This is a genomic window from Enterococcus sp. AZ140 (assembly GCF_051714405.1).
GTDB classification, from domain to species: Bacteria; Bacillota; Bacilli; order Lactobacillales; family Enterococcaceae; genus Enterococcus_B; species Enterococcus_B pernyi.
Genome location: NZ_JBIORU010000001.1, coordinates 2,366,722 through 2,390,321, shown reverse-complemented (window position 1 = coordinate 2,390,321; position 23,600 = coordinate 2,366,722). Strand labels below are relative to the sequence as shown.

Below are 23,600 nucleotides of genomic sequence, written 5' to 3'. Positions count from 1 at the left end.
TATTATCTCAGTGTTCACTAGATATTTTCACTTAACGTTTGTTATTAGTAGTGGATCGAAGCATAAATATGAGATAAATAATTGTTATTACTTTATAAAAATTATTATTTTTTTAACAAAAAATTCATAACTAACATGTATCTTAAAAATAACTAAAGAAAAGGATGTAAGAAAATTGAAAAAAAAGTCTACGTATAAATTAGTTTCATTTGTATTTCTTTCACAAATGTTACTAACTACGCCTTTACAAGTATTAGCAGATGAACAAGTTTTTTCTGCGGATCAACCAGTAACAGCGGAAGCGCGAACAGAAACAACGACGGATTCGTCTGATACAACAGGTGAAGATAACACAACAGATACAACAACAGATGGTACAGAAGAATCAACGCCACCGTCTACTGGTGATTCAAGTGAACCAACCACACCTGATACTTCAGAACCGACAGAACCTAGTACACCGGAGGAAACAAAACCAACGGAGCCGACAAAACCAACAAAACCAACAGAACCAACAGAACCGACGAAGCCGACAGAGCCGAGTCAGCCACAAAAACCAACGCCACCATCAACTGGCGGTTCTACTGGAGAAACACAACCTACACCACAGCCAAGTCAGCCAACACCTCCAGTGACAACACCTGCTGCACCTGTGGCACCAACGCCTGCACCTGCGGCACCAGTTGCTCAAGAGGTACGTCAACCTTCTGCAACAACACCGATCCAAGATCTTGTACCATCAAGTCAAGAAACGGATGAAGGATCGATCCATTTTGAAAAAGATGAATCAGTTGAAAGTTTCATTCGCAAAATCGGTGAATCTTCTCGAAAAATCGGGCAAGAAAATGACTTATACGCATCAGTGATGATCGCCCAAGCGATTTTAGAATCAGCTAGTGGACAAAGCCAGTTGGCACAATCACCTAACTACAATCTTTTTGGGATCAAAGGTACACACGAGGGCAATGGCGTGACATTTGCCACACAAGAAGATGCTAGTGATGGTACATTATATACGATCCAAGCTACATTCAGAAAATATGCCAACTATGAAGAAAGTCTTGAAGACTATGCTAAATTAATGACTGAAGGCTTGACTGGAAATAGCGAGTTCTATTCAGGTGCATGGAAATCTAACGCAGAAACTTATAAAGAAGCAACTGAATTTTTAACAGGTCGTTACGCAACGGATACAAGATATAACGAAAAACTGAATGGTCTGATCGAAACTTATGATTTAGAACAATATGACAAAGAAGTTGCCGGACCTGAAGTGAACAAAGAAGGATATATCGTGCCATTAAGAAATTATACGATTTCTAGCCCATTTGGTCCTCGTGGCGGTGAATTCCACCGTGGATTAGATTTTGCAGCACCTCAAGGGGAGCCAATCTATGCTAGTAAAGCAGGTACTGTGATCAAAGCAGAATTCCATCCTTCATGGGGGAACTATGTAGCAATTGAACATGAAGATGGTACGACAGCACTTTATGCTCACCAACAAGAATACATCGTGAAAGTTGGCGATGAAGTTGAACAAGGACAAATCATTGGGTTTGTCGGTTCTACCGGAAATAGTACAGGCAGTCATCTGCATTTTGAGATCAGTCGTGACAACAGCTTATCTCAAGCGCAATTGATTGATCCAGCAACTGTTTTGTTTGCAGAGTAAGCTTCCTATCGAGACAAAGAATAGCTGAATAAACATATTAAAATCTGTACCTAGAAGCATCCAATCGGATGTTCTAGTGTACAGATTTTAATATGTTTTTCTTTTTAGTTTCAAATATACAGTTACAGGATAAGAGTAGGTGAGAATCGGATTGAACCAGTTATCACTTACTTGAAAAGCATTTATTTATCAAGTAACCAATCCACGATGTATTTAATGGGAATACCATCTACTTGATTTATTTCATAATATTTACCGGTAATCACTATCTTTTTATGATTATCTTTGATATGAAGTAAATTGTCAGTTTCACGATTATTGTTGGGAAGCTCATAAGTCACTTGGATATAGAGTGTTTCATCTAGTTTTTTTGCAACAAAATCGATTTCCTGATTGTCCAGACGGCCAACATCTACTAAATAACCTCGTCTTAGCAACTCGACGTAAACAATATTTTCTAGACGATTACTATAATTACCGTCTTTTCTTCCTACCGCGTTTCTGCGAAGTCCAGAATCGATAATGAAATATTTTCCATTCGTTCTTAAATATTCTCGGCCTCTAATATCATACTGTTGCGCGCGATAAAAGAGATAACCATGTTCTAATAGATCTAAGTAGCGATTGATGGTATGCGTGCTTGTTGTGATTCCTTCACTTTTTAATGTGTTCGCAATTCTTGACGCATTGACGAGTTGTCCAACATTGTCTGATAAAAAACGAATCAGTGCTTTTAACACTGTTGCATCTTTTACACCGGCACGCAAGGCAACATCGTTCAGGACGATCGTATCAAAGATCCCTGATAAAATCGTATCTTTGATTCTTTCATCTGCCAAGACTACACTGGGGAAACCTCCGTATTTTTCATATTCTTGATAAGCTTGATCAACAAACCGAGAGTCTTTTGCAATGTCCTTAACAGTTAAAAACTCATCGAAGGATAAGGGATATATAGGAATCTCGATGTAACGGCCACTAAGTAATGTAGCAAGTTCTCCAGATAACATATTCGCATTTGAACCAGTGATGACTAACTCACAATTAAAGCTAGTTTTTATGCCATTAACGACACGTTGCCATCCATCGACAAGCTGGATCTCATCGAATAAAAAATATACTTTTTCTTCATCTTGAGGAATCAATGGTGCTAACACGTCCCTAAACTTCTCTGCATCTGTGACTACTTGATAATTGAATGATTCAAAATTGATATAAATAATATGATTTGGTTCCACATCCTGTTCCAATAAATAGCGTTGGTAGAGCATAAGTAACACAGATTTACCAGACCGTCTAACGCCAGTAATGATTTTGATGAAATCAGTGTTCTGTAAATCAATCAATTGATTTAAATAATCAGGTCGTTGAAACAAAGTTATCCCTCCTCCAATATCCTATTGTTGGTGTAAGTATACCATATTTGAAGTTAACTTCAAAAAAATCATTATTTTCAATAAATTTGAAGTTAACTTCAAAAAAATGTTTTTTTATCGTAAGTTAGAAGTTAACTTCAAATTTATGTACATGATACAATAGATTTTTCATTGTTTTTCGTTATTATAGAGCAAGATTTATTTTGACAAACTTGAGAGAAGCGATTACACTGGTGAAAAGAAGCACACAACGATGTGTGCAGACAAATACGGCAATGACGCCTAAAAAAGTAGAGCTTTTTCTGCTTTTTTAGGCTTTTTTTATGGAGGAGAGGTAAATGAGGAGAATCATTTTAATAGAGAGAAAATAGTGGAGAATTCATGTGACATACTTAAAGTAGGAGATATTCCTATAATAGTAAATAATTCCATGCAGTTTTAAAAATTTTGTTACATTTCTGGAATAGTTTTTGTTCGTGCTATCCCCATAGCATCATTCCTTAGAATTTTCTTGTTTTATGTTATCGTAAGAGAAAGAACAAACTAGAAAGGAAGAAATCGTATGAAAAAAGCGTTGTTGATCGTTAACCCTAGTTCTGGAGGAGAAAAAGCAAAAGAATATGAAGAAATGGCAGAAAATAAATTGCGTACCATTTTTGAGGAAGTCCAAGTCTTGCACACTGAAAAAAGTGGCGATGCAACAAATTTTGCTCGTGAAGGGGCGTTGGAAAAAGTCGATAGTGTCTTTGCGATGGGCGGTGATGGAACAGTCAATGAGGCAATCAGCGGTCTCGCAGAGCAAGAGGAACGACCAAATTTTGGCTTCTTCCCTTTAGGAACGGTCAATGATCTAGCACGAGCGTTGAATATACCGATTGATCCAGAGGAAGCCATCCAACAATTCTCGATCGAACACACGAAACCGTTAGATATCGGGAAAATCAATGATCAATACTTTATGAACGTCGTTGCCATTGGAACGATTCCAGAAGCGATCAATGACGTTGATCCTGAAAAGAAAACCAAACTAGGAAAGATGGCTTATTTTATTTCTGGCTTCAAACAACTGACGAATACCCAATCCTATACGTTCCGGGTGGAAGCTGATGGCGTAGAGGAAGAAATCGAAAGTAGTACACTGTTGATCGGTTTGACGAACTCGGTTGGTGGTTTTGAGACACTCTTACCAGAGGCAGAAATCAATGATGGCAAGCTTCATTTTGTATATTTAAAAGACCGCTCATTTTTTGATACCTTAAAAGCAGTGCCTGATTTGATCAAAGGGGTCGATGCGACAACAGAGAATCTTGCGTATCAGACCGCAGAAAAACTAGTGATTTCTTTAGTGGACGAAGAAGAACTGGCAACAAATATCGATGGAGATGAAGGAACAAAACTTCCAGTAACGATCGAAGTATTACCGTCTCATCTATCCGTTTATTGTTAGAATCAACTTAAGTAAAATCAACTAGACCAACTGCCTAAAATCACGAATATGAAAGATAAAAATAGAAAAGGGTGACTCGGTGAGGAAACAAATCAACCGAGTCACCCTTTATTTTTTGCGTTTTTTTGTAAACATTGGATGAATTTGTTAAGAGGATTTTTTATGGTTTTCATTTATTTCAAAAAAAGACGCGGATGTACCAAGGTGTTGGTTGATCAAAGAAAAGAATCCTTGTTTTACAAATGATTTACAATCTTCATCTACTCCTATCGCGAAGTCCATTAGAAATTTACATTGAGTCCATAAAATGAAAGATGTACCAAATAAAAAACAAGGGAGCTTACCACACATGTTTTGGAATAAAAGACGATTGAAACTTATTAGTGCGATGTTTTTCATGACCGGCTTATTTTTATTAGCTGGGTGTAATTCTAATGCTCAAGCGGATGGCGAAAGTCAACATTCTTCTGAGCCAATCAAGATTGCTTTTTATCCCAATGAATCAGCAAGTGAATTTGAACAATCAAGAAATGAAATCCAATCGATCGTATCAGAAGCAACAGGCAGAGATGTCGAAATCGTCATAAGTACGGACTATAATATCGTGATCGAATCCATTGCCAACGGACAAGTAGATTTGGCGTATATGGGGCCTGATGGTTATATTGAAGCAAATAGAAAAAACGAAAATGTTCAAGCGATTTTAACAAATTCGGGTGCAAGTGGCACTCTGGAAGATGCTGTTTATTACAGTTTTATTGTCGTCAATGAAGAAGATACAGCAGAATATCAAGAGGGTGATGGCTATACGTTGGCACCGATCGAAGGCAAAACGTTTTCCTTTGTCTCTAATTCTTCGACTTCTGGGTTTAGAGTACCAAGTCAAGCAATCGTTGATCAGTTTGGACTTGGTAGTTCGGATGAATTGATCATCGATGGCGATTTCTTCAACAAAGTACTTTTCGGAGGTTCTCATCAAGGCTCTGCCGTCAACTTGCTTAAGGGAGATGCGGATGCAGCAGCATTTATGAACATGGCTCAATATTTTGATGTCGTGGAGGGGGAAGAAAACAAAGCTGGTGTCGTTTACCAAGTAAAAGCCGATGCAGAGGCACCATTTGATACAGTCAGAGGCGAAAAAGTGCGTGTGATCCATTCGATTCCAGTGTTAAATGGACCATTTGTTGTCAACAGAGATAATCTGGATGAAGAAACAGTCGATAAAATCACTCAAGCCATGATGAGTGAAGAAGTGACGAATAATGAAGCGATCTTTTCACCAAAAGACTCAGAATCTGTGGGTCTATATCAGAAAGAAGCCGATGAACAATTTGTAGAAGTCACTGATAGTTTCTATGACCCACTTCGCTCGAAGTAGAAAGGACGAGCCATGCTATTACAAGTAGACTCGATTTCAAAAACCTATAGTAACGGGAAACAAGCGTTAAAGGACATTTCCTTTCAACTAGAAAAAGGAGAATTTGTTTCGATCATCGGACCATCTGGCGCAGGAAAATCCACGATTCTACGTTGTATCAATCAGTTGATTTCTGCCAATGAAGGGGCTGTCTTCTTTGAAGATGAGGACATGCAACGTCTAAAGAAGAAGTCTTTGCGCTTAAAAAGAAGAAGAATCGGTATGATTTTCCAGCATTATAATTTAGTCAGTCGCCTCACAGCTGTTGAGAATGTCCTTCACGGTAGACTTGGATACAAGTCTGCCGTGAAAGGCTCGATTGGTGTCTACAATGAAGAGGAAAAACAGGAAGCCTTCGATTTGTTAGAAAAAGTCGGATTATCAGAGTTTGCTTATACACGTTGTGATGAATTGAGTGGTGGACAAAAACAACGTGTCGGGATTGCTCGAGCGTTGATGCAACGTCCTGCGTTGATCTTATGTGACGAACCGATTGCATCCTTAGACCCCAAATCTTCGAAAGTCGTTATGGATTACTTACGGCAAGTGACGAAAGAATTAGATATTGCTTGTCTAGTGAATCTTCACCAAGTAGAGGTTGCGATCGATTATTCCGATCGGATCATCGGCGTAAACAGTGGCAATGTCGTGTTCTCTGGGAACCCAGATGAACTGACAACAAATCAAATCAATCAGATTTATCAGTCTGATGAATTGTTAGTATAGGGAGGGCTTGGATGGATAAAACACTGAATCAAGATCTCTTTCGTAAAAAGAAGCAGTTTTTATTTGTGACACTCTTTAGCTTTGTTGTCGTGTACGTTGCCTTTTCACAATTTGTTGGCTTTCAATTTGGTGCAGCTGTTGCGGCGATTCCCCAGAGTTTTGTTTGGTTGTTCACCAATTTTATCCCAACGGAAAATTCGATCCAATCCTTGCCATTGATCTTATCTAAATTACTTGAGACGGTTTTGTTGTCGATCACAGCAACGATGACTGCCACAGTATTTTCATTGATCACGGCAATCATTGGTTCAGAGACAACTGGTCTGAACAAGGGAACAAAAACAGTGGCGCGGGTCTTTGCTAGTTTTTTTAGAAATATCCCGATCGTGGTTTGGGCAATGGTCCTACTGTTGAGTTTCAAACAAAATGAATTTACTGGCTATTTAGCCATCACTTTTACAACGTACGGTTACTTGACGCGCTCGTTTATGGAAACGATCGATGAAGTGGCAGGAAGTATCACAGAAGCGATGACGGCGACTGGTGCTTCTTACTTTGCGATCATTTTTCAAGGCGTCTTACCGATGGTCTTTGGTCAGCTGATCAGTTGGATCTTGTTCATGATCGAAAACAACATCCGTGATGCAACATTAGTCGGCATATTGACCGGAACGGGGATCGGTTTTCTGTTTGACCTCTATTATAAGAAATTTCGTTACGATATGGCAGGAATGGTCATCTTGACGATCGTCATCATCGTGATCGCACTGGAACTTTCGTCCAATAAAATTAGGAGGATGATTCATTGATATGGTCCAACGACAAAGTGAACTTGAATTAGCGGTGACAGAAACCGTCTTAGCCCAACCGACAAAAATCAGAAGAAATGCTAAAAAGAAAATCCGTATTCGCGTGTGGAAAACCTATCGGATCGTCCCTTGGGTCTTGTTTATTTTACTGACCAGTGTATCGATTTACACCTTGTTCACGATGGATTACGGAGATGTCGTATTGCTGGATGCGACGAGACAATTTTTTACAGACTTGCAACGGATTTTTCTCCAGCCAAGACTCTCTGGACGTTTTTCTTTTGAGACATTGCTTCAAGCTCTAGGTATGACGGTAGGTTTAGCGGTGATCACCACATTGCTTGGAGGTGTGACAGCCTTCTTTATGGCCTTGTTCACAGCAAGAAATATCAGCCATTCAGGCCTATCAAACGCGATCCGAACAGTGATGTCCTTCATTCGGGCGGTGCCGACGATCTTATGGGTCATGATTTTCTCGATTTTGATCGGTTTAGGCGCCAATGCGGCAATCATTGGGATGTCTTTCCATACGATTGCTTATCTAACGAAAGTCTTTTCTGAGAGTATTGAAGAAATCGACTCTGGTGTGATCGAAGCATTGCGTGCGTGTGGGGCAAGTTGGTGGCAGGTGGTGTTCCAAGCAATTTTACCTTCTTGTATGACCGCTTTGCTTTCTTGGTTGTTTATCCGTTTTGAGATCAACTTTACCAATGCGATTGCCGTAGGTGCCGCCGCAGGAGCGGGTGGTTTAGGGTTCCAACTTGCGATGACAAGTAGTTTTTATTTTGATTTTCATGAGATCGGCGTATTAGTGTATATGATTTTAGCAGTAGTTGCGATCTTAGAAGTCGTGGCGATCAGACTACGAAAAAAATATATCATTCACGCTTGATTGAGATGAAATTGACTGGAAAAAAGGAGAGGAGAACGTCGAGTGAAAGCAGATTTGCATGTCCATAGTTACTTTTCAGATGGTAGCAGTTCACCAGAAGAACTACTCAAATTAGCATTGAAGCATCACATGAATATCCTGTCCGTCGTAGATCAAGATACCTCGGCGGGATTAGCTCACATAAGACAGGTCTTCGCTCCTTCCCCAATCAATTTTATTGAAGGCATCGAAGTGACCGCTTATGATTTCAAACGCCGGCAACAGGTACATATCTTGGGGTATAATTTACTGAATTATCAGTATATCGAACAGTTGTGTGAACCGTTGCGTGCGGCGCGAACAAGAAATACCTTACGTCAGTTGAGACGTATCCAAACTGAAGGATTTCGTATCAAAGAAGAGCAAGTAAGACAGTTTGCGAAACAGGCGACCGCTCTTTACAAACAACACATCATGTCTGCGTTGATCAAAGCAGGCTACGATACATCGATTGATGGACATCTTTACCGTAAATTATTCAAATATAATGATTTTGGTCAAGAAGAGGCAGAAATGATCGATGTCTACGAAGTGATCCAAGCAATCAAGCTCGGCGGCGGGATGGCCGTCGTTGCCCACCCAGGAAAGCTCGACAGTTTCGAGTTGATCCCTGAGCTGGCTTCGTTTGGTATTGATGGTATCGAAAAATATCATCCAGAACATAGTTTGAAAGATCAACGAAAAGTACAGGAATTAGTTGATCGTTTCAATATCCACTGTTTTGGAGGATCTGATTTTAAAGGGAAGAACGGACCAGATTATTTTGGTGAGTGTGCCATGGCTAATGTTCGTGAATTTCCTGACGAGTTATTACTCGATGCACATATGAAAGCCAACTAAATTTTTTTCTTTTTTATCCTATATTTTATTTAGCCCCCCGGCTGAAAAAACGGTCTTTCCATTTGTGCGATCATCCTTGCATGTTTTGGAAGACCGTTTTTTGTGTAGGTAAAAAGTATCTAGTACGCCATTATTGTCTAGAATGGAATAAACGGAGTTCAAGAAGGGGCACTTTAATAATAAGAGGGTACTTCTATTCCCGCCGTTTATTCGGTTATAGGTGGGGGAGGTGAACGAATGTCCCATTCCCTGATCAGTGTGAACCGTTACTTCAAGACAGTGGTTTTTTGTTTTCAAGTGTTGTCAATCTAACGCAGCAACAAATCGTTGCGTGATCTCTTGTGGGCGGGTAATGGCGCCGCCAACCACGATACCAGCTACACCTAACGCTTGGATTTCCTTGGCTTGTTGGGGCGTGTGGATCTTTCCTTCTGCAATCACGCACACATCTGCTTCAAGAAGGCGTTTGATCAACTGCACATCAGGCCCTTCTGTTTCTTCACTTTCTTCGGTATAGCCGCTTAATGTCGTCCCGACAAAATCAATCCCGGCTTTATAAGCATTGATTCCTTCTTCAAAGGTCGCAATATCTGCCATGAATAATTGATGAGGATATTTCGTTTTGATTTGTTCAATGAATGCGTTGATCGATAAGCCATCGTGTCGTTTACGCAGGGTACAATCAAGTGCAATCACTTCTACGCCAGTGGCGACTAATTCATCCACTTCTTTCATCGTTGCAGTGATAAACGGTTTTTCAGGTGGATAATCCCGTTTGATGATACCGATCATCGGTAAATCAACTTTTTCTTTGATCTCTAAAATATCTCTGACTGAATTTGCCCGAATACCGACTGCGCCAGCTTTCTTTGCAGCTAGTGCAAAATAAGGCATCAAGCCACCTTCTTCTGAATAAAAAACTTCGCCAGGTAATGCTTGGCAAGAAACAATCAATCCATGACTGATCTGTTCTAAAAATTCTTGTTTGTCCATTTGTCAAAAACTCCAATCTGAAAACAATAGTAAGCCATTTCTACCAAGAAATATAGCATCCGCTTTCATGAGTGTAAAGAGAAAGGGCTTTATTCACAGCACCTTCCATTGGAAAAATCATTCTTTTACAAAAGAAGGATCAAAATTTTTTCGCATATACTGAAAAAGTTCTTGATTTTTTCTTGGATTTTGGATATGATTTTAACAATTTAGGGTGATTTAAAGAAAAGGGGAAGAAAAATGACGAAGTATCAACGAAAGGTATTATTATCAACATCGGCGGGTATTGCTTTAGAAAATATGGATATTATGTTTTTAGCTTTTTCATTATCTTCAATGATCGCAACTTTTAATATTAGTGGAACGCAAGCAGGGTTGATTGCAACGATCACTAATTTAGGGATGCTCGTTGGAGGTATTTTTTTTGGATTGATGGCGGATAAATATGGGCGAGTCAAAGTGTTTTCACAAACCGTCATTTTGTTCTCGATTGCTTCTTTACTCATGTATTTTGCTTCGAATATTTATCTTGTTTATCTGTTTCGTTTTATCGCAGGAATCGGCGCTGGCGGGGAATACGGTGCATGTATGTCTTTGATTTCTGAAAGCTTTTCAAAGAAACAAATTGGTCGTGCATCTTCTGTCGCTGCAATCGGCGCACAAGTTGGTGCAGCTTTGGCCGCCATCTTAGCAGCAGTGATCATTCCTTTGTTTGGCTGGAAAATGCTTTATGTCATCGGTGTCTTGCCGGTCTTGATGGTTTTGTTTATTCGAAGAGGGCTAAAAGAACCAGAGGCATTTGAAGAAACAAAAGAAACTGGGAAAAAGACAAAGCTTAGTCATTTGTTCCAAACGAAACACATGGCATGGCAAACGACAGGTCTTAGTCTGATGGTTACTGTACAGATTGCTGGTTATTTCGGCTTGATGAATTGGTTGCCTTCAATCATGCAAGCACAATTAGGTCTATCAGTTTCGGGTTCCTCTTTATGGATGATCAGCACGATTTTGGGGATGTCATTAGGGATGATGACGTTTGGGATCATCATGGATAAAGTTGGTCCAACCCTCGCATTTGGCTTGTTTCTGATTTGTTCCTCTTTGTCTGTCTTTTTACTCGTACTTGCACACAGTCAATGGAGTTTAGTTGCAGCAGCAGTAGTCGTAGGTTACTTCATCAACGGAATGTATGGTGGTTACGGAGCGATCATCAGTAGTTTGTATCCAACAGAGATCCGTGCCACGGCGAATAACTTTATCATGAACCTAGGACGAGCAGTAGGCGGTTTTTCATCGATCGTGATCGGCTTTCTAATGGACCATTATAGTTTGACGGCTGTTATTCTATTTCTGAGTGGAATTTATTTAATCAGTTTACTCGTCTTGATGACTTTATCAGGAGTAAGAGATCTGAAAACAAGTTTACAACAATAGTAAATGGATCAAAGCGATATTCTAACATATGATTAAATCGAGGCTGTGACAGAAGCGTTTGTTCTAAGTAGGAGAAGACGAATGTCACAGCCCCAGTTTTACATAAAGCACCGACCAACCAATCCAAACGGCGAACTTAGCGTGGATGAGACGTAAATGAACCTTTTCCTTGATTTAAAACCGGCGATAAGATATTTCTTTTTTCTGAAAAATAGAACAGATTATTAAAATAAGTCTAAACTATTTTTTCGCTAAACATGGTATGATTAATGTAACTTGATTTAAAATTAGGAGAAGATCAATGGAAAAAAGCATGGAAAAAATCAATCAATTTAGAGATGATCGCAATTGGCGGCAATTTCATAATGAAAAAGATTTAGCAATTTCGATTTCTTTAGAAGCCTCAGAATTATTAGAGTTATTCCAATGGAAGCAACCAGAAGAAGTCACCACCACTCAGCTTGAACGAATCAAAGAAGAACTAGCAGATGTGTTGATATACTCTTATATGATGGCCGACAATCTAAATTTAGATATCGATACGATCATTGAAGAAAAATTAGAAAAAAACAATCAGAAATACCCAGTAGAAAAAAGTAAAAACAACAAAGAAAAATATACAGAATTATCATAGGAAGATAAGCGTGGAAGGTGGAAGATACATGAAAAAAAAAGGAAGAGTCAAAAAGTGGCTGGTCAATTTCCTATTGTTTCTACTATTATTAGTAGGATTAGCCTTGATCTTTAATGAACAGATCAAAGATTTTTTTGTTAAAAATACAGGAGATGCGTACGCTATTTCTAATGTGACTCGTGATGATATTGTCAAAAATAATCAAAAAGAGGCAAACTTTGACTTTGATTCAGTTGAATCAATGAGTTCAGAAGCGGTGTTAAGAGCCCAATTGAATCGACCAGATCTACCAGTCATTGGAAGTATCGCCGTCCCATCCGTCTCGATCAATTTGCCGATTTTTAGAGGGTTAGATAATGCAAACTTATTGTACGGTGCCGGAACGTTAGACCCAGATCAAGAAATGGGGAAAGGCAACTATGCCTTAGCAAGTCATCGTGCCAACAATCCGGAATTACTTTTTACTCCGTTAGAAAATCTAAACTTAGGGGATAAAATCTATATCGTCGATTTGGAAAACGTCTACACGTACAAAGCGACATTCAAAGAAAAAGTCGACCCTTCAGCAACAGAATTATTGAACATCGAAGAAGGAAAAGAATTGATTACTTTGATCACTTGTGGTGATATGGATGCCATTACACGCCTAGTCGTCCAAGGAGAACTCGAAAGTATCACACCAATGAAAGAAGCCACCCAAGAAATGAAAAACGCCTTTGACATGCCAACGAGAACGTTTTAGAAGAGGTTGTGAAAAAGCCGTCCTGATATGAGTAGTATGATAGAACAAAACTTTTCATATTCTGATCAGCAACATTACAATAGAGAAAAAAGGATAGAAATGACTCGTTCATTTTTATCCTTTTTTCGGTATTCTAATCGCATGTATATTGGATTCAGTGTTATAAGATGCTAAAAGTTATTCTCTTTTTCAAAAAATAAATACTATGAAAAGGGTTGCATAACAAACGTAATAGTGGTATAGTAAACATAGTTAATCGATGGATTGTTACTGTTCGGCAGGCAAAACCAGAATTCAGCTAGTAATTACGGGCGGATTCTAGGTTTTTTTATTTTTTAGTTGGGAGGTCGATGTAGATGGTCATAGAAAAAGTCTTGAATAATAATGTCGTCATTTCAAAAAATGAATTAGGCGAAGAAATCATCTGCATGGGAAAAGGTCTTGCTTTTCAAAAAAAATCAGGCGATACGATCTCTGAAGAATCGATCCAAAAAGAATTTGTGCTAAAAGATTCTTTTACTACGCATCAGTTCCAACAATTGATGGCAGATGTCCCATTAGAAGAGGTCGAGCTGGTGAAGCAGATCGTGGATCTCGCCGAAGAACAACTAAACATCCAATTATCGCCAAACATCTATTTGACACTGACCGATCATATCCATTATGCGATCAGTCGAGCAAAGGAAAACATCGAATTACCGAATCCTTTATTATTCGAAACAAAAAAGTTTTATCCTAAAGAATATCGAGCAGCCAAACAAGCCCTTCAACTTGTTGAAGAAAAGCTTGGGGTGACCTTACCAGCGGACGAAGCAGGCTTCATAGCCTTTCATTTCGTCAATAGTGAACAAGGAAATGGCGACATGCAAGTAACGATGGCGGCAACGAAAATGGTGCGAGATATCCTAAGTATCATCAGTAAATTTTTCGGCATCGCCTTTGACGAAGATTCCTTGAATTATCAACGGATCATCACACATTTACAATTTTTCACACAACGATACTTAAAAGATGAAACTTCGGACGAGAAAGATGAATTTCTTTATGAACTTGTCCAAGGAAAATATCCAAAAGCGTTTCGCTGTGTGGAACGGATCAATGAGTATCTTGTACAAACGCAACAAAAAGAGATGGGGCCAGGAGAGCAAATCTACCTGACGATCCACATCCAACGTGTAGTAACTGAAAAACAAACCCAATCATAAGGATTGTTACTGGATCAAGCAGGCAAAACCTAGATTGAAAATATGGACACGTCTTATCACGTGACCGTTTTTTCAATCTAGGTTTTTTATTTTTATCAAAAAGAAAGAAGGAAAGAATATGGATAATCAAGCAGTAGGACGGAGAGTCTGGGAAGCCGTAGGTGGAGAAAAAAATGTCAATAGTTTAGTACATTGTGCGACAAGATTACGTTTCAAATTGAAAGATGAATCGCTTGCCGACACACAGAAATTAAAAAATGATCCAGATGTCATCCAAGTCGTTCAAAGTGGCGGACAATACCAAGTCGTGATCGGCAGTAATGTGTCTGATGTCTATCAAGCAATTGTGGATGAACAAGGCTTGGGCGAAGGGGCAAGTTCAGAAAGTGAGGATACAAGTAAAAATCCTTTGAATCGCTTGATCGATATTATTTCAAGTATTTTCACCCCGTTCTTAGGTGCTATGGCAGCTGCTGGGATATTGAAAGGTTTCTTATCACTGGCGACAGTTCTCGGTTGGTTGGCAGCAGATAGTGGTACTTACCAAATCTTGTTTGCAGCAGCAGATGGAGTCTTTACTTTCCTACCAGTGATGTTGGCCTTTACAGCCGCAAAGAAATTCAAGACCAATCAATTTTTGTCCGTAGCAATCGCGATGGCATTAGTTTATCCAACAATCACGCAATTAGCAGGATCAGGTGTTGCAGTTGATTTCTTTGGTCTTCCAGTGATCTTATCTCAATCAGGCTATACTTCTTCTGTTATTCCAATCATCTTAGCGGTTTGGGTACAAAGTAAGTTTGAGCCACTTGTGAAGAAAGTTATTCCACAATTTTTACAAATGATTTTTGTGCCAATGATCGTCTTGTTGGTCATGGTGCCTTTGACTTTCTTAGTATTAGGGCCAATTGGAACCGTTATCGGTAATGCCTTAGGTGGGTTGTTCAATTCGATTTATAGCTTTAGTCCATTAGTTGCTGGGGTCATCATGGGTAGCATGTGGCAAGTATTAGTGATGTTTGGGATGCACTGGGGCTTTGTGCCAATCATCTTCTTGAATATCGAACAATATGGCTTTGATGTTTTGATGCCAATGCTTTTACCAGCAATTTTGGCACAAGGTGGTGCAGCATTAGGTGTGGCTTTACGTACGAAAGATTCAAAATTACGCTCATTAGGGATCTCTTCAATGATCACTTCGTTCTTTGGAATCACTGAACCGACTGTTTACGGTGTGACTTTACCTTTGAAAAAACCATTTATCGTTGCCTGCATTTCCGGTGGGATCGGTGGAGGAATCATCGGGTTTGCTGGCGTAAAAGCATTCTCTAGTGGTTTGATCAGTTTACTGACCATCCCAACATTTATTAGTACCGATCCAGCGCTTGAATCAAGTGTAACTATGGCGATCATCGGTACAGCAGTTGCTTTTGTTCTTGGGTTTGTCGGTACTTACTTGATTGGTTTTGATGAAGAAGTTCAAGATGAAAAATTAGAAGCAACAGAAACAACCACAGGGGATACGATCAGCACAGCACGTCACAATTTGAAAAGTCCATTGACTGGAAAAGTCTTACCACTGACAGAAGTACCAGATAAAGTCTTCTCTTCTGGGGCAATGGGAAAAGGGATTGCGATCGATCCTGAGAAGGGGGAATTAGTTGCTCCGGCAGATGGCGAAATCACGACGATTTTCCCAACAGGTCATGCAGTAGGTTTGACAACCACAGATGGTGTAGAGATTTTGATGCATATCGGGATGGATACTGTCGAATTGAATGGTGAAGGATTTGCAACATTTGTCAAACAAGGAGACAAAGTAAAAGCAGGGGACTTGCTTGTCCGCTTTGATATTGAGAAAATAAAAGCAGCAGGCTATAGCGTGATCACCCCTGTGGTCGTAACGAATACCGATCACTTTGCAGATGTGTTAGAACTTGATCAACAAGAAATTATTGCTAATGAAGATTTTCTGGCAATTGTAAAATAAAAGGAGGAAAACAAACATGACAGCACGATTCAAAAAAGACTTTTTATGGGGTGGCGCAACAGCCGCCAATCAATTAGAAGGTGCTTTCGACCGCGATGGGAAAGGCTTATCTGTCGCCGATGCAATGCCTGGTGGTAAACAACGTTTTGCAATCATCGGGAGTGAAGAATTTGATTGGACGATCGATGAGGAGAAATACCTTTATCCGAATCATCGTGGAATCGAACATTACGATCACTTCAAAGAAGATATTGCTTTATTTGCAGAAATGGGCTTTAAAAGTTATCGTTTCTCCATTGCTTGGACACGAATTTTCCCTCAAGGTGATGAGCAAACACCAAATGAAGCGGGCTTAGCTTTTTATGATGAACTGATCGATACGTGCTTGAGCTATGATATCGAGCCAGTCATTACGATTTCTCATTATGAAATGCCATTACATTTAGCAAAAGAATACGGTGGTTGGAAAAATCGTCAGTTGATTGAGTTTTATGAACGTTTTGCTCGCACCGTGTTAGAACGTTACAGCAGCAAAGTGAAATATTGGATGACATTCAATGAAATCAATTCAGCTTTCCATTTCCCAGCATTGAGTCAAGGATTGGTCAAAAGCAATGGCGCAAGTGACTACCAAAATATTTTCCAAGCATGGCATAATCAGTTTGTCGCTAGCAGTAAAGCGGTGAAGATCGCACATGAGTTGCGTTCGGATATCCAAGTAGGCTGTATGATCATTTATGCAACGACCTATAGTATTGATGCAAATCCGATCAATCAAGTGGCTACATTGATCCAAAATCAAGAGTTCAACTTCTTCTGTACAGATGTGCAAGTTCGTGGCGAATATCCAGCCTATACAGCACGTACGTATAAGAAATATGGAGTTGACGCCGCAAAACTAGAACAAACAGAAGAAGATTTCCAATTATTAAAAGAGTATCCAGTGGATTATATCGGGTTTAGTTACTATATGTCATCAGCTATCGATGAAACCAATCCAGATGCCGATACATCGAATGGAAACCTACTAGGCGGCGTGAAGAATCCATTCCTTGAAGCAAGTGAGTGGGGCTGGCAAATCGACCCAGAAGGATTGCGCGTGGCGTTGAATGAATTATATAACCGCTATGAAAAACCACTGTTTATTGTTGAAAATGGCTTGGGTGCGATCGATAAAGTGGAAGAAGATGGCTCAATCAATGATGATTATCGTATCGATTACTTGCGTCGTCATATCGAAGCAATGGCTGAGGCAGTTGCTGATGGGGTCGATTTGATGGGCTACACACCATGGGGCTGTATCGATTTAGTTAGTGCATCTACAGGGGAAATGAGTAAACGCTATGGATTTATTTATGTCGACCTTGATGATGAAGGAAATGGGACGTTAGCACGTACCAAGAAAAAATCTTTTGACTGGTACAAGGCAGTCATTAAAACGAACGGTGAAGAATTAGGATAAATAACGACTGGGCCATTTTTATAGAAAGGCCTTTCACCACAAAAGTCCTTACAAATTTAATGATTGTTTGAAATTTCTGATAAAATTCTCCTTGTTTTTATAATCGGCAATTATGTTATTAAAACAAGGATATAACAAAGGTACGAAAAAAGTAGGGTAATAAGCTTAGACGTTTTGTTATGTCTAAGCTTATTATTTGTACATAGGTAGACCAATTATCAATATTTCTATTCTTTTTTTTGTTTATTTATGTTATTCTTTTACTAACATAAAGGTGAAAGGTGAAGCTATGAAAAGAACGCGTGTATTATATTTAGAAGTAGCAGACAAGATCAAAGAGGATATTTTTTCAGGAAAGTATCCGGTGGGGAGTATGTTACCAACTGAAAATGAGTTAGAAGAATTGTTCCAAGTGAGTAAAATCACTGTGCGAAAAGCCATCGAGTTATTAGCTACAGATGAATATGTCGAAAAGAAAAGTGGTCGGGGAACGACAGTATTAAGCAATCGTCCTTACAATCGTTTATCTAAAGCCGAAAGTTTTACTCAGATCTTAAAAGATTCCCAATATGAGGTTCGCAAAGAAACGATTGGTTTAGAAAAAATCAGTATCAAAAAAGATCATCCATTATATTCGATGTTTGGTTCAGCTGCGGTATGCTTCAAGCGTTTGTACTATTTAAATGACCAACCATATATCTATTTTGTTCACTATTTACCAAAAGACATGAATAAAATGAAACAAAAAGAATTTGATAAAGAATCTTTGTACCGATTGCTCACACAGAATAATCACATTATCGACTCTTTTTCAGATGACTTTTCTGCCACGTTTTTAACAGATGAAGAAAAAGCACTATTAAAGACGACTTCAGAAATCGGAATCAAGCGTGTACGTCGATCAACGACGGAAGATCGAGAAGTGGTCGAGTATTCAGAGGCAATTTATCATACGGATCTACATCCTTATCATATCAACTACGAAACATAGACAATCGCAATGAGGTCGGGGCAGAAGTGTGTAGCCTCGAGAAATAAGGCGTCATCCATGAAAATTGTTCTTCAAATTTTTGTGGATGGCGCCTTATTTCTCGAAGAGGTTACTTCTGTTCCCGCCGTTTGTCGGTTTCAGGAGGTGGGAGAGGCTGGTTGTCTCAGTCTCTTTTTGTCAGAATAATCATATATTATAATGAAAATGTTTACATTATATCATTAATATGTTATCTTTTATTTAAACATTATAATGTTTAAATAAGGGGGAGTAACAAATGGATAAATTTGTAGGGTTGATCGAACAAAAAATCATGCCTGTTGCGAATCGGATTGGTACACAGCGTCACATGACAGCGATTCGAAAAGGAATCATTGCGACAATGCCATTAACGATCGTTGGTTCATTTTTTACGATATTATTGAACATCCCGATTGCGTCGGTCGCAGCAGTCATTGAACCATATCGGGCAATTTTAGATATCCCATTTCGATATACAGTGGGGATCTTAGCTTTATATGCCACATTTGGGATTGCCTCTTCATTAGCAAAGAGCTATCGTTTAGATTCATTAACTGCTGGTATTTTAGCTTTGATGTCCTTTCTGATCGTAGCTGCGCCACCAACTCAAGTGTTGGAAGATCTTGAAGGGATAACCGCTGGACGCTATATCAATATTGCAAATCTTGGTTCAGGTTCTTTATTTGGGGCAATCGTAACAGCGATTTTGACTGTAGAGATCTATCGTTTCTTTATTGAAAAGAAAATCACGATAAAAATGCCAGATGGTGTACCACCAGAAGTGACGAATTCATTTGTTGCATTGATCCCAGGAGCAGTGATCTTGATTTTCTTTTGGGTCATCCGTCATTTGCTTGGCTTTGACTTGAATGGTTTCTTGAGTCAATTGTTGATGCCACTTAAAGGCGTGTTAGCAGGGAATAGTTTATTTGGTGGACTACTTACAGTTTTCTTGATTTGTTTCTTCTGGGTATTAGGGATTCATGGACCAGCTATCATGGGACCGGTGATTCGTCCGTTTTGGGATATCTCGATTGCTGAAAATATCGACGCATTCAATGCAGGAACCAATGCACATGATATGCCAAATATCTTTACAGAACAATTTTTACAATGGTTTGTCTGGATCGGTGGGGCAGGTACGACCCTTGCATTAGTCGTACTGTTCATGTTTTCCAAATCCAAGTATCTGAAAAGCTTAGGACGTCTATCGATCCTTCCCGGTTTATTCAATATCAATGAACCAATGATTTTTGGGGCACCGATCGTCATGAACCCAGTATTAGGCATCCCATTTATTGTCGCACCCTTAGTAACGACAACGATTTCTTATGTCCTTACGGTAAGTGGTTTAGTGCCAATGATGGTCGCACGGTTGCCTTTCGCGATACCAGCGCCATTTGCGGCTTGGATGAGTACCAATTGGAGTGTCGCTGCGGGTGTCTTAGTCGTGTTCAACTTCTTTATCACTTTGGCGATCTATTATCCATTCTTCAAAGTATTTGAGAAACAACAGCTGGCACAGGAAAAAGAAGCAGAACAAGCAGAACAAGCCTCTGTCCAGATCACCGATGGTATCACGAACGAGTAAATAGAAAAGAAAGCAGGCGTTAATATGAAACGTTCACTAGGAATCTCTCTTTATCCTGATCACAGCAATCCGCAAGAAGATCGTGCCTATCTCGAAATGGCACATAAATATGGATTTACTCGAATTTTTATGAGCATGTTAGAAGTGACTGAGGAAACAGAACAAGTCAAACAGAAATTTCAACAATTGATCGAATATGCTGCATCACTTGGCTTTGAAACGATTTTAGATGTCGCACCATCGATTTTCGAACAGTTGAATATTTCATATGATGACATGAGTTTCTTTCATGAACTAGGTGCAGATGGGATTCGTTTAGATTTAGGCTTTGATGGTAGAAAAGAAGCACTACTGACTTACAATCCTTACCAGTTAGCAATTGAATTGAATATGAGTAATGATGTGGCCTATTTAGAAAATATTTTGAGCCATCAAGCGAATACTCCTTTTTTATACGGGTGTCATAATTTTTATCCTCAAGCAGGTACTGGACTTCCTTATGAATTTTTTGAAACATGCAGTCGCCGGTTTAAACGTCAAGGCATCCGTACTGCCGCTTTTATTACCTCTCAAACGGGAACAATCGGTCCTTGGGATGTGAACGATGGCTTACCAACATTGGAAATGCATCGACAGTTAGGTGTCGTTCCAGCGGCTAAACATTTATTTGCGACTAATCTTATCGATGATGTCATTATCGGCAATGCGTATGCTTCAGAAGAAGAGTTGCAAGCGTTAGGAGCAGTCGATCGGTATCAGACTGTTTTCGCTATTGATTTTCTTCCCCAGACCAGTGACGTCGAACGAGGAATTGTTTTGAACGAGCAACATGTTCGCAGAGGAGATATCACGTCGCAAGTGATCCGTTCAACAGAAGTAAGAAAAACGTATCAAGCAGATGCTAATCCTCCTCATGACAATGAAGAGATGTTTCAAGTGGGAGATGTCGTCGTTGGAAATGATCGCTTTGGGAAATATAAGAATGAGTTACAGATCGTATTAACGCCACATCAAGATCCAAGAAAAAATAAAGTAGGTGCCATTGTTGCGGATGAACAACTGCTACTATCCTTCATCCACCCTTGGTCAAAATTCAAATTTATAGAAAAGTAGGCGTTTGTCATGTTTGATTTAATTATAAGAAATGGCAAGGAGTTAGGCAAAGACCCTGTTGATATCGGTGTGAAGAACGGCAAGATCGCCTTGATCAGTAAACACATCGAAGAAACGGCAAAACAAGAACTGACACTTTCAGACGAACAGTATCTCTCCGCAGGCTGGATCGATGATCATGTCCATTGTTTTGAAGAAATGACACTATATTACGACTATCCCGATGAAATCGGTGTGGATAAAGGGGTAACGACGGTCATTGATGCTGGGACGACAGGTGCGGAAAATATCCACACATTTTATGGACATGCAAAGCAAGCAAAAACAAATGTTTTCGCTTTACTGAATATTTCAAAATGGGGTATTGTTGAACAAGATGAGTTGGCAGATTTATCAAAGATCCAAACGGATCTGGTTCATCAAAAATTAACAGAATTGCCTGATTTTATTGTAGGGCTAAAAGCTCGGATGAGTAAAACAGTCGTGGGAACAAATGGTGTCACGCCTTTAAAATTGGCAAAGAAAATCCAAAAGCAAAATGCTGGATTACCGTTAATGGTCCATATCGGTTCTGCTCCTCCTCGTTTAGATGAAATTTTAGCACATATGGGAAAGAACGATGTGATGACCCATTGCTTCAATGGAAAGCCTAATGGCATCATCGATCCAGCAACCAATGAAATCAAATCCTTCGTCAAAAAAGCCATTGCTGATGGTGTGGTGTTTGACATCGGACATGGGACTGATAGTTTCAATTTTGATGTTGCAGAAACAGCGCTTCATGCAGGGATCAAAGCCGATTCGATCAGCACAGATATCTATATCAGAAATCGTAAAAACGGTCCGGTATATGATTTAGCGACGACGATGGAGAAACTATACGTTGTCGGTTATTCTTGGCAAGAAATCCTCGAAAAAGTGACTAGCGCACCAGCGAGACAGTTTAATCTAGCGACAAAAGGAAACATCAAAGAAGGCTTTGATGCAGACTTTACGATTTATAACTTTCTTGATCAAGAAAAGCAATTGACAGATTCAAATGGCAATACGCGAACGACCACGCAGCAAATTATCCCTGTAAGCGTTATTATTGGAGGTGTCAGTTATGACTGTGAATCATGAGAAATTTGGCTTGAATGAAGTGATCAATGCTTCTGGTCGAATGACGATCTTAGGCGTGTCCACTTTGAGCGAATCGGTGTTAGAAGCCCAGCGTTTTGGGGGCGAACATTTTTTTGAAATGGCTGAATTGATGAAGAAAACCGGTGCATACTTGGCAAAACAATTAGAAGTAGACGATGTTCAAATCGTTTCTTCCGCATCTGCTGGAATCGCTCAATCCGTTGCTGCGGTGATCGGTCAAGGATCGATGTATCATGTACATCACCCTTATGACGAAACGATCAAACGCAGAGAAATCATTTTACCCAAAGGCCACAATGTCGATTATGGTGTGCCAGTGGAACTAATGATCCAACAAGGAGGTGGGCATGTCATTGAGGCAGGGTATGCCAACCAATGTACACCTGACCACATCGAGGCGATGATCACCGAGCAAACAGCAGGTATTTTGTACATCAAAAGTCATCATACCGTACAGAAAAGTATGTTGGATGTGGCAGAAGCGGTAAAAGTGGCTAATCACTACGAACTGCCTTTGATCGTTGATGCAGCAGCCGAAGAAGACTTACTTAAATATACCGCATTAGGCGCTGATCTAGTGATCTATTCAGGTGCCAAAGCGATTGAAGGTCCAAGTGCAGGGATGGTGATTGGTAAAGATCCGTTTGTTTCTTGGGTTCGTCTGCAATCACAAGGCATTGGTCGATCGATGAAGATCGGCAAAGAAAATGTTTTAGGCTTTGTCCAAGCAGTCGATGATTATTTGATACATGGTAGTGAATCAGGTGAATCGATGAAAAAAAGAGTTCAGCCATTTGTCGAAGCACTGGAAAAGTTGCCAGGTATCAAGGCTAAAGTCGTCCAAGATCCAGCTGGGCGAGAAATCTATCGTGCCAGCATCCAAGTCGTTACAGGCTCTGCCAGAACGATCATCGAGCAGCTAAAAGCAAAAGCCCCAGTCATTTATACCAGAGAGTACCAAGCGAACAACGGGATCATTGAGTTTGATATTCGCTCAGTGACGCAAAAAGAGATGGAACAGATCATCCAACGTTTAAATGAAATCTTACAACCAAAGGAGTAA

General features: G+C 39.6%; 20 protein-coding genes. 18 read left to right on the top strand and 2 right to left on the bottom strand.

What is annotated here, in order from left to right; all coding sequences use genetic code 11:
* Positions 1 to 175: 175 nt before the first annotated feature.
* Positions 176 to 1,672, top strand: a complete 1,497-nt coding sequence (locus IGJ39_RS10960) for a peptidoglycan DD-metalloendopeptidase family protein (protein ID WP_438764685.1) — start codon at positions 176 to 178, stop codon at positions 1,670 to 1,672.
* Positions 1,673 to 1,854: 182 nt separating this feature from the next.
* Here IGJ39_RS10960 and IGJ39_RS10955 read toward each other — a convergent pair whose 3' ends face one another.
* A complete protein-coding gene (locus IGJ39_RS10955) occupies positions 1,855 to 3,048 on the bottom strand; it encodes an ATP-binding protein (RefSeq protein WP_019724496.1) in 1,194 nt (397 codons plus the stop codon).
* Positions 3,049 to 3,610: 562 nt separating this feature from the next.
* Here IGJ39_RS10955 and IGJ39_RS10950 point away from each other — a divergent pair.
* From IGJ39_RS10950 to IGJ39_RS10925, 6 genes are all read left to right on the top strand, one after another.
* On the top strand, positions 3,611 to 4,495 hold the full coding sequence (locus IGJ39_RS10950; protein WP_195339347.1) for a diacylglycerol/lipid kinase family protein: 885 nt from the start codon (positions 3,611 to 3,613) through the stop codon (positions 4,493 to 4,495).
* A gap of 349 nt (positions 4,496 to 4,844) precedes the next feature.
* Entirely contained in the window at positions 4,845 to 5,873 is a 1,029-nt protein-coding gene (locus IGJ39_RS10945; protein ID WP_029593942.1) for a phosphate/phosphite/phosphonate ABC transporter substrate-binding protein, read from the top strand.
* Between the two features lie 12 nt (positions 5,874 to 5,885).
* Positions 5,886 to 6,638, top strand: a complete 753-nt coding sequence (gene phnC / locus IGJ39_RS10940) for a phosphonate ABC transporter ATP-binding protein (RefSeq protein ID WP_019722481.1) — start codon at positions 5,886 to 5,888, stop codon at positions 6,636 to 6,638.
* 11 nt (positions 6,639 to 6,649) lie between these two features.
* Entirely contained in the window at positions 6,650 to 7,447 is a 798-nt protein-coding gene (locus tag IGJ39_RS10935) for an ABC transporter permease subunit (protein WP_019722480.1), read from the top strand.
* 1 nt (position 7,448) lies between these two features.
* Complete coding sequence (locus IGJ39_RS10930) at positions 7,449 to 8,339, top strand: PhnE/PtxC family ABC transporter permease (protein ID WP_019722479.1); 891 nt, start codon at positions 7,449 to 7,451, stop codon at positions 8,337 to 8,339.
* 42 nt (positions 8,340 to 8,381) lie between these two features.
* A complete protein-coding gene (locus IGJ39_RS10925) occupies positions 8,382 to 9,218 on the top strand; it encodes a PHP domain-containing protein (protein ID WP_019722478.1) in 837 nt (278 codons plus the stop codon).
* A 303-nt stretch (positions 9,219 to 9,521) separates the two neighbouring features.
* Here the strand turns inward: IGJ39_RS10925 and IGJ39_RS10920 are convergent, their stop codons facing one another.
* Positions 9,522 to 10,211, bottom strand: a complete 690-nt coding sequence (locus tag IGJ39_RS10920; RefSeq protein ID WP_019722477.1) for an N-acetylmannosamine-6-phosphate 2-epimerase — start codon at positions 10,209 to 10,211, stop codon at positions 9,522 to 9,524.
* Positions 10,212 to 10,451: 240 nt separating this feature from the next.
* Between IGJ39_RS10920 and IGJ39_RS10915 the strand changes: the two genes are divergently transcribed.
* The 11 genes from IGJ39_RS10915 (at position 10,452) to IGJ39_RS10865 (ending at position 23,600) form a co-directional block, all read left to right on the top strand.
* Entirely contained in the window at positions 10,452 to 11,645 is a 1,194-nt protein-coding gene (locus IGJ39_RS10915; RefSeq protein ID WP_019722476.1) for an MFS transporter, read from the top strand.
* 301 nt (positions 11,646 to 11,946) lie between these two features.
* Positions 11,947 to 12,279 (top strand): nucleotide pyrophosphohydrolase, encoded by a 333-nt coding sequence (locus IGJ39_RS10910; protein WP_010734693.1) that lies wholly within the window; start codon positions 11,947 to 11,949, stop codon positions 12,277 to 12,279.
* A 28-nt stretch (positions 12,280 to 12,307) separates the two neighbouring features.
* Positions 12,308 to 13,021, top strand: a complete 714-nt coding sequence (locus tag IGJ39_RS10905; protein WP_019722475.1) for a class A sortase — start codon at positions 12,308 to 12,310, stop codon at positions 13,019 to 13,021.
* Positions 13,022 to 13,377: 356 nt separating this feature from the next.
* Entirely contained in the window at positions 13,378 to 14,226 is an 849-nt protein-coding gene (gene licT, locus IGJ39_RS10900; RefSeq protein WP_065096502.1) for a BglG family transcription antiterminator LicT, read from the top strand.
* A 118-nt stretch (positions 14,227 to 14,344) separates the two neighbouring features.
* Positions 14,345 to 16,216 (top strand): beta-glucoside-specific PTS transporter subunit IIABC, encoded by a 1,872-nt coding sequence (locus tag IGJ39_RS10895; protein WP_065096503.1) that lies wholly within the window; start codon positions 14,345 to 14,347, stop codon positions 16,214 to 16,216.
* Between the two features lie 16 nt (positions 16,217 to 16,232).
* Positions 16,233 to 17,678, top strand: a complete 1,446-nt coding sequence (locus IGJ39_RS10890) for a glycoside hydrolase family 1 protein (protein WP_104775898.1) — start codon at positions 16,233 to 16,235, stop codon at positions 17,676 to 17,678.
* 289 nt (positions 17,679 to 17,967) lie between these two features.
* The gene (locus tag IGJ39_RS10885) at positions 17,968 to 18,669 is read left to right on the top strand and encodes a GntR family transcriptional regulator (protein ID WP_010734698.1); all 702 of its coding nucleotides are present in this window, start codon (positions 17,968 to 17,970) and stop codon (positions 18,667 to 18,669) included.
* 277 nt (positions 18,670 to 18,946) lie between these two features.
* Positions 18,947 to 20,281: a PTS sugar transporter subunit IIC gene (locus tag IGJ39_RS10880; RefSeq protein WP_438764679.1), complete on the top strand. Its 1,335-nt coding sequence runs from the start codon at positions 18,947 to 18,949 to the stop codon at positions 20,279 to 20,281.
* A gap of 24 nt (positions 20,282 to 20,305) precedes the next feature.
* Positions 20,306 to 21,394, top strand: a complete 1,089-nt coding sequence (locus IGJ39_RS10875; RefSeq protein ID WP_019722469.1) for a DUF871 domain-containing protein — start codon at positions 20,306 to 20,308, stop codon at positions 21,392 to 21,394.
* Between the two features lie 9 nt (positions 21,395 to 21,403).
* Positions 21,404 to 22,516: an amidohydrolase/deacetylase family metallohydrolase gene (locus IGJ39_RS10870; RefSeq protein WP_438764675.1), complete on the top strand. Its 1,113-nt coding sequence runs from the start codon at positions 21,404 to 21,406 to the stop codon at positions 22,514 to 22,516.
* Entirely contained in the window at positions 22,500 to 23,600 is a 1,101-nt protein-coding gene (locus tag IGJ39_RS10865; RefSeq protein WP_438764673.1) for a DgaE family pyridoxal phosphate-dependent ammonia lyase, read from the top strand. The genes IGJ39_RS10870 and IGJ39_RS10865 overlap by 17 nt, the downstream gene beginning before the upstream one ends.